Here is a 12,568-nt window from a genome sequence, read left to right on the forward strand (position 1 = left end):
AGGCAATAGGGTCAGTATAATAGCCGCAAACACAGATATTAAGGCCTTCCTCCCAGGGTTCCCCCCGCGATGACACCCTTATCGGAGACAGGCAGCACGATGGCGAGATGGATCCCCGGGGCGGCGGTGTTCGGCCTCCTGTGCTTGATGATCATCCCGGCCCCCGGGATCTGGGGCGTCCTGATCGGCGCCGTCTGCGTGCTGGCGATCATCGGCAGCCTGTCCCTGCTCCTCCTGGACCGGGTCGCCACCGGGATCCTCGCCTGGCGGGCGCGCCGGCAGTCCAAGCGCCGGAGCCGGGTGCGGGGACGGGTGGTGCATGCCGGCTCCGGGATGTCCCGGAAGCTCTAACGGGGCTGGATTCCGGCCGGCAGGAGTGCAAGGTCCGAGCGCCTCGACCAGGCGTCGCCACGAACCGGGACGGACCGATGAAGCTCCTCTACTCCCCCGCCTCCCCGTATGCCCGCAAGGTGCTGGTGCTGGCCCACGAGACCGGGCTGATCGACAGGATCGCCGTCACGGTCGCCGGGGCCTCCCCGACCGGCCCCTCCCCGGAGGTCGCCGCCCACAATCCGCTCGGCAAGATCCCGGCCCTGGTCCTGGAGGACGGCACCGCGCTCTACGACAGCCGGGTGATCTGCGAGTATCTCGACGGGCTCTCGGCCGGACCGCGCCTGTTCCCCGAGGGCGCGGCCCGCTGGGACGCCCTGGTCCGGCAGGCGCTCGCCGACGGCCTGCTCGATGCCGCGCTGCTCACCCGCTACGAGCGGGTCCTGCGCCCGGAGGCGCAGCGCTGGGCGTCCTGGGAGGCCGGGCAGGTCGGCAAGATCAGGGCGGCGCTCGACCGGTTCGAGGCCCTGGTCGCGGACATGCCGGCGCTCGATATCGGCTCGGTGGCGATCGCCTGCGCGCTCGGCTACCTTGACCTGCGCTTCCCCGACCTCGCCTGGCGCGAAGGGCGCCCCGCCACCGCCGCCTGGTACGCGGTGTTCGAGGGCCGGCCCTCGATGGTCGCCACCGTGCCGAAGGGATGAGACCTCGGGGCTGCGCGCCCCAAAACCCCGCCCAAGGGCCGGGGGCCCTTTGGAATCCCGGATTTTACGGCTTGGCCTGGACCGCGTAGGGCTGGGACGAGGCGAGCGGGTCGGCGAAGAAGTTTTCGACCGTCCCGGCGCCGGTCCCGAAGGTGATCAGCAAGAAGCCTCCGGCCAGCGCAAAATTCTTCAGGAAATCCCAGAACAGCTCGCGGCCCTTGCCGCCCGCCCAGAAATCGCCGGGCGCCCAGAATGGCTTCCACAGCAGCGCCGTGACGCCGCAATAGCCGGCGAGCACGAAGGCCGCCGCCCGGTCGGCGAAGCCGGTCAGGATGCACAGCGACATCCCGATCTCGACCCCGAGCCCGATCAGGATCAGCAGGGTCGCCGGCCCGGTGGCGTGCACCGCCTGCCGGGCCTGGCCGACCGCGCCCTTGAAGTTGAGGATCTTGTCCAGGGCGCTGAACGGCAGGAACAGCAGCACCAGGAGCAGGCGGACGCCGAACGCGATCGCGACGCTGAGGCTGGCCATGCGCTTTTCGACGATTCCCGAGCCGGCTCCACGGCCCGCCGTTCCTCCAAACCGCGAGCGGCGCAAAGGTTTCCCGTCGCGGGCCGACCACGGATCTTCGGGCATACGGTGCGCCAGGCCCTGGCCGGACTGGGCCGTGCGGATCTGGTCGAGCGGCTGATCCTGTATCTTGCGTCGTTGGTGACTTCTGAACAACAGCAGGGCCATCGATTTCAGCCAACACAATGATCGATATCCCAGCGTAAAATACTATTATTTCCGAAATTTGTAGGCGTTCATCTATCGTACAAGAATCGAACAGATTTTATATTCTCCGACGTTATTTCGATCGTGACCGCCTGGAATAACTTGACAGCCCGAAACACAAACTGCTTCGATTTATCCAGCGCGATAGAATGTCGCCATGCCACAGCGCCGCGAAGATATTCACAGCCGACGTGCAGCGTCGTCATGAATTTCTCGATAGATTTTCAGAGAAACAAGAATGAAAATTGCCATCATTACGCCGTCACGACTTAAACGCTCGACGCTGGTCGGCAAATCCGATCTCTATTTTCTGGAGCATGCCGTTGCGAGCGCAGCGGCTCAAGAGCTCATCGATAAACAGCTCACGATCCATTTCTTCGTCGGAATCGATGCGGATACCGTGATCCCAGATCGGCTCGCTGACCATCCGCAAATCACGTTCGTGCGGAGCGACTGCAAGGCCCAGGTCCCCGCATTGAATGCGGCAATCCGGGCCGTGGATGCCAGCTGGGACCTTGTCGGCTTCCTCGAGGACGACGACCGGTGGCTGCCGCAATATCTCGCCGTCGCCATCCGGGCCCTCGAGGGGTTCGATTTCGTCTCCTCGACTCAACTCGAGGTGAACGAGGCCGACGAGCCCGTCCGGATCAACGATTTCCCGGCGCCGTCCGGTTGGCTCATGCGCCGCAGCACGTTCGAGAAGGTCGGCGCGATCAATCCGGCCTCGAAGTGGCACTACGACAATGAGTGGCTCGGTCGCCTGGCCGAAACCGGCCTGCGTCGCGCCCATCTGGTCGAGGCAACGGCACCGTGGACCATGGACGACGCCTTCCAGGTCCGTCCCTGGCTGGCGAACGTCCTACGTTTCGGCGGCCCGAACATCCACCTCGTGCGCCACGGCTTCGTCCTGCCGCTCGTGTACCGTCTCGTGCATCCGGGATCCGGGACCTCGCATGTCGGCGGGGGCGGGACGGCCAAGACGGAGAGCAACGCGGAATACCAATGGCTCGTCGACCGCTTCGGTCGGATCCCGTGGTGAGGCTGCAGCGCTCTGCCGGACTCGATCCCGTTGCGATCGGTCCGGCCTCTCACCCCTCCATGTGACGCCCCCGCGAGAGAGTGCTGGCCGCGACGTCCGGGCATTCTTCGCAGAAAACCTCAATCTGCGATGCGAGAGCCGCGGCCTTCGAAGGCTCCTCGCGGGGAAGGCTTCGCTGCGCCGTCAGCCCCGGCACGCCCGGATCAGCCGCCGGACGAAATCCGCGCAGGCGGCGAGTTCGTCCCGGGTCACGTATTCGTCGGCCTTGTGGGCCCGGGTGATCGAGCCCGGACCGATCACCACCGCCGGCACGCCGCCCAGCCGCTCGAACAGCCCGCCCTCCGTCCCGTACGAAACCTTCCCGTGCGCGTTCCGCCCGGCCAGCCGCTTGGCCAGCGTCACGATCGCCGCCTCGGGGTCGGTGTCGAGGCCGGGATAGTCGATCAGGGGCTCGACCTCGACGCCGCAGCCCGGGTCCGTTTTCCGCATCAGCGGCGCCAGGGTGTCGGTGGCGTAGGCGATCGCCGCCGCCGCCAGCGCCCCGGCATCGTCGGCGCCGATCGCCCGGTACTCGAACTCGACGCTGCAGGTATCCGGCACGATGTTGAGCGCCGAGCCGCCCCGGACCACGCTCGACAGGCCGGTGGTGTGGGGCACGTCGTAGAGCGGGTCGCGGGCCCCGTCCCGGGCGATCGCCTCCGCGGACAGCCGGACATGCTCGATGAAGCGGGCGGCGTATTCCACCGCGTTGACGCCCGCGGGCGCGAGGGCCGAATGGCTAGCCTTGCCCCGGAAGGTGAGGCGGGAAGCCGACTTGCCCTTGTGCCCGACCACCACGCCCATCCCGGTGGGCTCGCCGACGAAGCAGCCGAGCGGGCGCGGCCCCCGCTCCAGCATTTGGGCGATCAGCGGCCGCACCCCGAGGCAGCCGACCTCCTCGTCGTACGAGATCGCGATGTGGAGCGGGGTGGCGAGCTCCGCCGCCGCCATCTCCGGGAGCAGCGCCAGGCAGACGGCGAGGAACCCCTTCATGTCCGAGGTGCCGCGCCCGTAGAGCCGGCCCGCCTCCTCCCGCAGCACGAACGGGTCCGACGACCAGGGCTGGCCCTCGGCCGGCACCACGTCGCTGTGCCCGGAGAGGACGTAGCCGGCTTGCGTCTCGAACGGGCCGACGCTGACGAGCAGGGCCGCCTTCGTGCCGGTGGCGTCGGGCACCCGCGCGACCGCGGCGCCGTGAGCGCGGCAGTAGCCTTCCGCCCAGTCGATCAGCGGCAGGTTCGAGCGGGCGCTCACGGTGTCGAAGGCCACCAGGGTCTCGAGCAGCGCGACCGGATCCTGCGCGGCGGGGTTTTCGGCGGCGATCGGCATCGGGCGGCTCGCATCGTCTCGGGGGGAGGGCGTCCCGCATCCTACGGGGTTTTCGCAAGTTCCGGACCGGCGAACACCGCCCTGCCCCGGGAAACGCCCCCGGAACCGGCGGCGCGGAGCCGCGTAGGCGCCGGAGAGCCCGCACAGCCGAGCCCGAACCATGCGCCCCGCGTCCGCCCCGATCCTCGCGGCCCTCCTGCCGGCGGCGCTGCTGCTGACGCCCGCTCCGGCCGAGGCCCGCCCGCGCCCGCGGGAACCGCAGTACCGCGCAGCACCGGACATGGAGGCGACGCTGGCCCGCATGGCCGAGCGCGACCGGCTCCGGGGCTGGCGGTCGTGGCAGAGGCCCCGGCCCCCCACGGGCAACCTTCCCCCGGCGACGCGGGAGCGGGTCGCGGCCCCGCCCTTCACAGGATGGGGCTATGGCGGCACGATCCCGGGGGCCCGGCCCGGATTCTGACCCCTCCCCCGCCCGCCTCCGCCTCCGAGGATTGCGATGCCTGCCCCCACCCGCCCCGCCGCCCGGCTCACCCATGCCGCGGCCCTGACCGTCCTCCAGGCGGCCATCGCCCACGCGGAGGCGATCGGGGTGCCGGAGAACGTCGCCGTGGTCGATGCCGACGGCAACCTGCTCGCCTTCCTGCGCATGGACGGCGCCAAGCTGCTGTCGCGCGAGAGCGCGCTCGCCAAGGCGGTCACCGCCGCCTCGAACGGCGCCGCCACCGGCCGGCTCCCGGCCGATCTCGCCGTGACGGTCGCCCTCGCCTCCGGCGGCCACCTGACCAACCTCCCGGGCGGCCTGCCGATCGTGATCGACGGCGCCTGCCTGGGGGGCATCGGGGTCGGCTCCGGCGCCAGCGACCAGGACGTGGCGGTGGCCCGCGCCGGCCTGCGGGCGATCGGCGCGCAGGATCCCGACCCCGCGGCCTGAGAACCGGGCGGCTCGACCCGGATCCGGCGGCCTGTCATGGTGTGGCGGGAGGCCGGGAGGCAACCCACGATGGTTCTCGATTTCCGCCTGGACGATCCGACCCCGGCCGATCCGCGCCGCCGCTGGGCCGAGCTCGACCGGGACGCGCGCAGCGCCTGCTACGACAACACCCGCGCGGTGGCCGACAGCGCCTCCCAGGTGGCCGCCCGCGACGCCGCCTCGGCCGCCTACCGGGCCCGGCATCCGGCCGGCCTCGACATCCCGTACGGCCCGGGCCCCCGCAACGCCCTCGACCTCTACCCGGCCCGCGACGCCTCGGCGCCCGGCCTGATCTTCCTCCATGGCGGCTACTGGCAGCGCGGCGCCCGCGAGCTGTTCGCCTGCTTCGCCGAGGGGCCGAACGCCGCCGGCTGGTCGGTGGCGCTGGTCGGCTACACCCTCGCCCCGGAGGCGAGCCTGACCCGGATCGCAGCCGAGATCGGCGCGGCGCTCGACTGGATCGGCGCCCAGGGACCCGCGCACGGGATCGGCGGCCCCCTGGTCCTGGCCGGCTGGTCGGCGGGCGGGCTGCTGACCGCGCTGCAGCTCGGCCACCCGGCGATCGCCGCGGGGCTCGCGATCTCGGGCGTCTACGATCTCGCGCCGATCCGTGAGACTACCCTGGACGACAAGCTCGGCCTCACGGAGGCGGAGGTCGAGACCCTGTCGCCGCTGCGCCTGCCGGTGGTGGGCAAGCCGCTCTGCCTCGCCTATGGCAGCCGCGAGCTGCCGGCCCTGATCCACGATGCCCGCAACCTGCACGCCCTGCGGGCGGCGGCCCATGCGCCGGGTCCCCTGCTGCCGGTCCCCGGGGCCGAGCATTTCTCCGTGCTCGGCGAGCTGCGTCGGCCGGACGGGATCCTGGTGCGGGCGGCGCATGCGCTGCTCGGCGGCTGAGCGCCCGCGCCGACGTCCGCGCGGCAGCACGGACCGCCGTTTCGCCGGACACGCCGCCCCTGAGGAAGCCCCTGCGGAGGGGTGAGATCGCGCACGGGCCCGGCCTGGACGGGTCCCGTCCGGAGCCGGTCGCCTTCATCCCCGCCCCTCCCCGGCCCCGGACCGGACGGCCGCGCTCCGGCTGCGATCCTGCAGCGCGAACCGGATCGGGGCCGGTTAATCCGCCGGTTCGACAGGCCTCGGGTTGCCGCGTGCGGTCACGCACCAAGTCGATCAGCAAATCGGATTAAATTTTACATCGATCTACTGTGCTTATCCGCACATCTACTTGGATCGTCCGAAGCTATGTTGGGTTCATCGGCACAGGACGCGGTGTCCCGAGCCAGCATGACGAACACAGGCGGAGAGCTTCACATGACGCGCACCACAACCCAGCGCATCCTGACCCTCGGCCTCCTGGCCGGTGCCCTCGCCCTGCCGATGGCGGCCCAGGCCGGCGAGGGTGGCGGCGGCAGCCGGCAGGCCGCCGGCGGCGGCCACATGAGCTCCTATGTCAGCGATCCCTCCCACGATCCGCGCTCCCTGCATTCGCAGCGCGTGGGCAGCGGCCAGCTGCTCGGTGCCCCGATGCTGCATGACCGGGGCCACGCCACGGTCGCGCGCCGCAGCGTGATCGATCCGCACTGGGCTTCCGGGCATGTCGAGCGCCGCACCCGGCGCTGACCCCGCGTAAGACCCGGCGCCGCGTTTCGCATCCGATATCCGGGGCGCGGCGCCGGATCCGTAGAGCCCCCCTGTCGGGATGGTGCCCGAGCCCCCTGGTCGGGCGGTCCCATCCGAAGGCCCGCATCGCCGGAGGGGCCCGCACCGCCACGCCGAGACGGCGCGGCGCCCGGGCTCCCCCCCGTGCCGGCCCCTGTTCGCCCCTCTCTCACAGCCCGATCTCTCGCCGCCGAAGGCCATATCCGTGAACAGCATCATCCAGGGCATCGCCAGCTTCCAGGGCAGCGTCTTCCCAGGCCAGCGCCAGATGTACCAGCAGCTGGTGCGCGACGGTCAGCACCCGAGCGCGCTGATCATCGCCTGCGCCGATTCCCGGGTCGCGCCCGAGCACATCACCCAGGCGGGCCCGGGCGACCTGTTCGTCTGCCGCAACGCCGGCAACATCGTGCCCCCGGCCTCCGACGTGGTCGGCGGCGTCTCCTCGGCGATCGAGTACGCCGTGGTGGCGCTGGGGGTGCGCGACATCGTGATCTGCGGCCATTCCGATTGCGGCGCCATGAGCGGCCTGATGAAGCCGGACCTCCTGAAGAAGATGCCCAGCGTCGCGGCCTGGCTGCGCCACGCCGAGGCCGCCGAGCGGATCGTCTGCGAGGCCTATCCCGAGGGGATGGATCCGCAGGAGCGCCACCGGGCCCTCGCCCTGGAGAACGTGGTGGTCCAGCTCGCCAACCTGCGCACCCATCCGAGCGTCGCCGCCGGCCTGGCCAGGGGCGCCCTGCGCCTGCACGGCTGGTTCTTCGAGATCGAGTCCGGCGCGCTCCTGGCCTATGACGGCACGACCGGGCGGTTCCGGCCGATCGCCGAGGTGGACATGCCCGTGGCCCAGTCGCCCCTGCCGGGGGACCGGATGCGCGCGGCGTGAGCGCCCACCCGCGCCGCGGCCGGCCCGGCGAGACGCGGGCACGGCCCGCCCGGGCCGGATGTCCCAGCGCCGACGATTGATCACCACCCGGGCCGAAAACTTTGTCCGCCCGTATAGCCTCATCGACCCAAGATCTTCGCATCCGGTTAAGCTTGAATCTTCGCGCCCTTTTAAGACGCCGCCGCCACACTCGCCCGGTCCGGTCGACCCGCGGCCCGGGATCCGGCGGACATGCGTCTTCGGCAGGGAGCTTCGTCGATGTTCAGGTTCCTCGCGGCCCCGGTTGCCTGCCTGGCCCTGGCCGGAATCGCCGCGGCGCAGGACCGGACCGAGAGCGTCCAACCGGTGGCGGCGATCCCGGGGCCGGAGGCGCAGCGCCCGGACCCCGCGCCCCGCATCCCCCTCGACAGCCTCGCCCTCCGTCACCCGGAGCCCGAGGCCGCGCAGACCACCGCGTCCCTGAAGAGCCCGGCGGACCTGCCCAGGGAGGCGCTCAGGCCGGTCCCCAAGCCCTGGTGCGCGCAGGAGAGACGCGTCGGCACCGGGGCGGGCTTCTGCCTGATCAACTGAAGCGCCTGCCGACGCCCGGGACGGCGGTTTGCGGCAGCGGGCCCGTGCCCTCGGGGACGCCGCAAGCGAGATCGCGTCGCCGCGCGCCCAGCCTCGTTCTCAAGCCTCCGGATCCGGGTCCCGCTCGAATGGGGGATCAGCCTCTCCGGCCAGGGCGTAGGTGGCCTCGGCGACGCGGCGCAGGGGTCCGCCGGATCCGGCCCGCTTCCACAGCCGGGTGTTGAGCGCCGCCACCGGATCGCGCCCCGGCAGGCTGAAGCCGCGGGCCAGGAGGATCTCCAGGATCTCGGCCGCGTGCAACGGCCGGCCGGCCTCCACAATCGCCCCGCAGGCCGCCTCCACCAGCGCCCGGCCGTAGCGGCGCGCGGCCGCCGCATCCTCCGTGAAGGCGATCGCCGGCGGGATCCCGGCCGGCTCCTCGTGCGGTGGAACGGGTCGGGTCTCCTGGGCTGGGATGTCCCAGGCCTCGGGCGCGGCCGGACTCGGCCGGGCGCCGGGCGGCGGGCTGGTCTCGACGGGGATGCCCCGGGCTGCGGCAGGCCGCGGTTCCGGCGCCGGACGGGCGGCGCGGCCCGCGTCGCGGCCTTCGTCCCGATCGAGGACGGCCGACCCGCTCCCCGCCCCCTTCAGCCGCCGGCCGAGTTCCCGGTAGAGCACGAGATCGGCGATCTCGCGGTCGAGCGCCTCACGCTGCCGCCGCAACGCGGCGAGCCGCGCCTCGATCTCCTCGTCCGACAGGCCCATGTCGCGTTCCCTTCAGCAGGACGGAACATATAGCCTGTTCCGAACAGCTAGGGAATAGCTCTTCTTCGTTCCGTTGCGTCGGCAGTCAGCCACACGAGGGAATAGACCGCTTCTGAAAGGGAATTCGCTCCGTTCCCTCAAATTCCCTGCCGGCGCGCTTTCATTCCCTTCGTGGAGGCCGGACGCGGCGGCACCAGCAGAGCGCTCGGATCGGCCGGGTGCAGGGTCAGGCCGCCATCGTCGAGCACGATCGGCAGGCGCGGGAACACCTCGCGCAGATGCGCCAGATCGGCCTTGAAGGCCTGCCGGAAGCTGCGGATCGAGGCGTTCTCGGCGCCGAACTGTGCGTGCAGGTTGCCCCAGGTCAGCCGCAGCGGCCGTTGCAGGGCCCGCAGCCGGTAGCCGGTCCAGAACAGCAGGTCGAGCTTGCGCGCCGAGCCGGAGAAGGCCCGCGCCGCCCGCACGTCGACCGGCAGGGCGTGCTTGATCAGCGTCTCGTAGAATTCCGGGTCGAACCGGACCGTCCGGCCCGCCTCCTCCTCGCCCTCGCCGGCGCGCGGACGCCACAATTCCAGGCTGCGGAACGGCGGGACGTTGAGGGTGGTGGCGCTGTCGCGCCCGTCCCAGAGGCCGATCTGCATGGTGCAGGCGGCCAGCCGGTTCAGCTGTTCCTTGAACTGCCGGATGGTGCCGCGCTCGCCGCCGGTCACCGCGAACCCCATCTCGCGCATGAAGCCCGAGAGCGTCTCGGCGACCTTCACGGTGGGGCTGCGCTGGCGCACCGCCTCGGTGCAGAGGTGCAGCAGCACCAGCCGGGCCTTCGGCCCGTAGGGCAGCCCCTGGGGCTCGAAGGCGCCGGTCTCCGGATCCTTGATCCGCCCGGCCATCAGGCTCAGCGAGTTGCGCCCGTAGGTGCGGGAGAATTCCCGCACCGGCCCGGGATCGCGATAGGGCAGGCCGCAGAGCGCCAGCACCGAGTGGATGTGCTGCAGGCTCGAGGGCAGCGCCGGCTCGCTCTCGATGACGAGGCGCACCGCGTCGCGGCGGCGCTGGTCGCGCGACAGCTGGGCGCGGCGGAGCTCCTGCTCCCCGAGAACGGCGGCCTCGGCATCGCGCGCGCGCTGGCGGTGCAGCACGTGCTCGACGATCTGGGCGAACAGGAAGCCGCCGCGCGCCGCCTCGATCTCGGCCCGCAGATCCGCGTCGTGGATTGCGGCAATCTTTTCCTCGATGCCCATCGCCCCTCAGCCCGAGCCGCACGCGGAAACGCCCCTCCAACAGGCGGAGAGGCGGCCCGATCCTGCCATGCCACGATTCGCCCGCCGGGGCTCCGGTCCGATCCGGCTTGTCCCGGCAATCCACGCTTCCCCGGGGTCTCTCGCGAGGATCTCCCGAGCGGCAGCCGCGCAGAGTTGCATACGCGCGGATCCGGGCCCTGGGCCCACGCAGAGTTCGATACGCCCGGGTCCCGGCATTCTGTCCCCGCATTCCACCGCCCCGACCCCGAATCCGCGCCGAATCGGATACGCGACCGCGCAGAATCCCATGCACCGACCGGCCGGATCCGCGCAGACTCCGATACGCCGGCGCGCAGAGTCGCATGCGCATCCACGCAGAGTCGGATACGAAAACCAGGCCTAAACCCATGGCGCAGATGAGGAATTGGCCACTGCATATAGTCTTCCGAACTGACTCTCTGAAAGATTCCTTCTAGATAATCTTCCTACTTAACGCGGCGCTCGTTCGTTCTGACGAACACATTCGGTTCCGTCGACATGCACATGGTTTGAAGGGAATATACCCGATCCATCCACAGACCGGGGTGCGGGGGTGAGGCGTCCGTCAGGGAATCCGGTGCCCGGTCAGCCCGGCGACGATGTTTCGGACGGCCTCGGGTTGACGTGGGCTGTGCCGCCCGGTTTCTCGGACCGACCCAGTCTGGAAAGGCCGTGCCGATGTTCCCCTCCCCGATCGCGTTCCGATGACCGGCCGCCGCAATGATGGCCGCCCGGGCGGCCCGCCCCGGTCCGGGTTCCGACCCGGCTTCCGGCCTGGGGGGCGTCCCGGCGGGTCCGGGCCGCGGCCCGAATCCGGCGCGCCGGAGGGCGCCGCGGTGCTCTACGGCTGGCACCCGGTGGTGCAGGCGCTCGGCAATGCGGAGCGCGGCCTGCACCGGCTGCTCGCCACCGAGAACGCGGCGGCCCGGCTGACCGAGGAATTCGGCGACGCCCTACGCATCACCCCCGAGCTGGTGCGGCCGAGCGAGATCGGGCGCCTGCTCGGGCCGGACGCGGTCCACCAAGGCCTGTATCTCGAGGCCGAGCCCCTGTCCGCCCCGGGCCTGGACGACCTGCCGGCCGACGCCCTGCTGCTGGCGCTGGACCAGATCACCGACCCGCACAATGTCGGGGCGATCGTCCGCACGGCCGCGGCTTTCGGGGTCGCCGGCATCGTCACCACGGTGCGGCACGCGCCGGGTGCCACCGGGGTCCTGGCGAAATCCGCCTCCGGCGGGCTGGAGCACGTGCCCTTCGTCACCGTCCGCAACCTGGCCGAGGCGCTGATCGAGTTGGGCGAGCGCGGCTACACGCGGATCGGCCTCGATTCCGATGCCCCCGCGAGCCTCGACACGCTCACCATCGCCCGGCCGCTGGTGATCGTCCTCGGGGCGGAGGGCAAGGGCCTGCGCGAGCGGACCCGGATCTGCTGCGACATCCTGGCCCGGATCCCGTTCTCGGGGGCGATCCGCAGCCTCAACGTCTCGAACGCCGCCGCGATCACGCTCTACGCCCTGGGCCGGCCGCCGGCCTGAAGGGCGGCCGGATACGGACCGGAAACAAAAAGACCCGCGCCGAATCCGTGCCGCGACCTAGGCAATTCCAGTCCTCTGCCGTAGAAGACCGCATTGAGGGGGGCGTGGGCTGCGAGGCGTGCGCCGGATGCTGGACGATGCTTTAACTTACGGCGGTGGGGCTTTCAGCCTGATCGCGGTCGGCGTGTGGCTGTGGCTCGCCCGGCGGGCGTTCCCGAGCTTCGAGTCCTTCGTGAAGGGGTTCGACGACGAGCTGCGGCTGGGCGCGAGCCCGGAGGAGCGCGCCCGCACCGCCCGCTGGCATCAGATCCGCCAGGCGGCCGTGGCCCTGACCGCGGTCGGCGCCCTGTGCCTGTCGATCGGCCTCGCGATCCCCGACTGAGAGCCTCTCACAAAACTCCCGCCGCACAGTCGCGTGCGAGGCGAGGGCTCCCGGGAACCGGGAGTTTTGTGAGGTGCTCTGAGTGGGTAACGTCCTGCCGCGAGGGCTCCGCCCCTGAATCCCGCCGAGGGGGTGAGCCCTTTGGAGGCGCCGTCGTGCCGGCTCTACGGCTCGGCCCGGAATCCGGCGAGCGGTGCGGTGAGCGTGCAGACGAGCCCGTCGTTGGCGAAATCGAGCTCGGCCCGGCCGCCGACCGCCCCGGCCAGCCCGCGCTCGATCAGCCGCGAGCCGAAGCCCCTGCGCCTCGGCGGGGCCACCGGCGGGCCGCC

Annotated in this window: 15 protein-coding genes; 11 read left to right on the forward strand and 4 right to left on the reverse strand. The window is 71.3% G+C overall.

The window, feature by feature from the left end:
• The first annotated feature begins 99 nt into the window (after positions 1-99).
• Together WYO_RS06645 and WYO_RS06650 are read left to right on the forward strand one after the other, a co-directional pair.
• The gene (locus WYO_RS06645) at positions 100-351 is read left to right on the forward strand and encodes a hypothetical protein (protein WP_007560526.1); all 252 of its coding nucleotides are present in this window, start codon (positions 100-102) and stop codon (positions 349-351) included.
• 77 nt (positions 352-428) lie between these two features.
• Positions 429-1,034 (forward strand): glutathione S-transferase, encoded by a 606-nt coding sequence (locus tag WYO_RS06650; protein WP_007560527.1) that lies wholly within the window; start codon positions 429-431, stop codon positions 1,032-1,034.
• 64 nt (positions 1,035-1,098) lie between these two features.
• On the opposite strand, the gene WYO_RS06655 is transcribed toward WYO_RS06650, so the two are convergent.
• Positions 1,099-1,566, reverse strand: coding sequence for a DoxX family membrane protein (locus tag WYO_RS06655; RefSeq protein ID WP_007560528.1), 468 nt, complete (start codon positions 1,564-1,566; stop codon positions 1,099-1,101).
• A gap of 484 nt (positions 1,567-2,050) precedes the next feature.
• Here WYO_RS06655 and WYO_RS06660 point away from each other — a divergent pair, with 484 nt between their 5' ends.
• Positions 2,051-2,851: a glycosyltransferase family 2 protein gene (locus WYO_RS06660; RefSeq protein WP_007560529.1), complete on the forward strand. Its 801-nt coding sequence runs from the start codon at positions 2,051-2,053 to the stop codon at positions 2,849-2,851.
• Between the two features lie 183 nt (positions 2,852-3,034).
• On the opposite strand, the gene argE is transcribed toward WYO_RS06660, so the two are convergent.
• The gene (gene argE / locus WYO_RS06665) at positions 3,035-4,219 is read right to left on the reverse strand and encodes an acetylornithine deacetylase (RefSeq protein ID WP_007560530.1); all 1,185 of its coding nucleotides are present in this window, start codon (positions 4,217-4,219) and stop codon (positions 3,035-3,037) included.
• Between the two features lie 160 nt (positions 4,220-4,379).
• On the opposite strand from argE, the gene WYO_RS06670 reads away from it, so the two are divergent.
• From WYO_RS06670 to WYO_RS06695, 6 genes are all read left to right on the forward strand, one after another.
• Entirely contained in the window at positions 4,380-4,679 is a 300-nt protein-coding gene (locus WYO_RS06670) for a hypothetical protein (protein ID WP_007560531.1), read from the forward strand.
• A 36-nt stretch (positions 4,680-4,715) separates the two neighbouring features.
• The gene (locus WYO_RS06675; protein ID WP_007560532.1) at positions 4,716-5,150 is read left to right on the forward strand and encodes a heme-binding protein; all 435 of its coding nucleotides are present in this window, start codon (positions 4,716-4,718) and stop codon (positions 5,148-5,150) included.
• A 69-nt stretch (positions 5,151-5,219) separates the two neighbouring features.
• Positions 5,220-6,086 carry an alpha/beta hydrolase gene (locus WYO_RS06680; RefSeq protein ID WP_007560533.1) on the forward strand — a complete coding sequence of 289 codons (867 nt, stop codon included), beginning with the start codon at positions 5,220-5,222 and terminating at the stop codon, positions 6,084-6,086.
• A 414-nt stretch (positions 6,087-6,500) separates the two neighbouring features.
• Entirely contained in the window at positions 6,501-6,809 is a 309-nt protein-coding gene (locus WYO_RS06685) for a hypothetical protein (protein WP_007560534.1), read from the forward strand.
• A gap of 244 nt (positions 6,810-7,053) precedes the next feature.
• Positions 7,054-7,731 (forward strand): carbonic anhydrase, encoded by a 678-nt coding sequence (locus WYO_RS06690; protein ID WP_007560535.1) that lies wholly within the window; start codon positions 7,054-7,056, stop codon positions 7,729-7,731.
• A gap of 258 nt (positions 7,732-7,989) precedes the next feature.
• Entirely contained in the window at positions 7,990-8,301 is a 312-nt protein-coding gene (locus WYO_RS06695; protein WP_007560536.1) for a hypothetical protein, read from the forward strand.
• Positions 8,302-8,400: 99 nt separating this feature from the next.
• Here the strand turns inward: WYO_RS06695 and WYO_RS06700 are convergent, their stop codons facing one another.
• The gene (locus tag WYO_RS06700) at positions 8,401-9,045 is read right to left on the reverse strand and encodes a hypothetical protein (protein ID WP_007560537.1); all 645 of its coding nucleotides are present in this window, start codon (positions 9,043-9,045) and stop codon (positions 8,401-8,403) included.
• Positions 9,046-9,182: 137 nt separating this feature from the next.
• Entirely contained in the window at positions 9,183-10,283 is a 1,101-nt protein-coding gene (locus tag WYO_RS06705; protein ID WP_007560538.1) for a replication protein RepA, read from the reverse strand.
• Between the two features lie 743 nt (positions 10,284-11,026).
• On the opposite strand from WYO_RS06705, the gene WYO_RS06710 reads away from it, so the two are divergent.
• Both WYO_RS06710 and WYO_RS06715 read left to right on the forward strand, forming a co-directional pair.
• Entirely contained in the window at positions 11,027-11,857 is an 831-nt protein-coding gene (locus WYO_RS06710) for an RNA methyltransferase (RefSeq protein ID WP_081496942.1), read from the forward strand.
• Between the two features lie 127 nt (positions 11,858-11,984).
• Positions 11,985-12,239 (forward strand): hypothetical protein, encoded by a 255-nt coding sequence (locus WYO_RS06715; RefSeq protein ID WP_007560541.1) that lies wholly within the window; start codon positions 11,985-11,987, stop codon positions 12,237-12,239.
• Positions 12,240-12,568 lie beyond the last annotated feature (329 nt).

It is taken from the genome of Methylobacterium sp. GXF4 (assembly GCF_000272495.1).
GTDB classification, from domain to species: domain Bacteria; phylum Pseudomonadota; class Alphaproteobacteria; order Rhizobiales; family Beijerinckiaceae; genus Methylobacterium; species Methylobacterium brachiatum.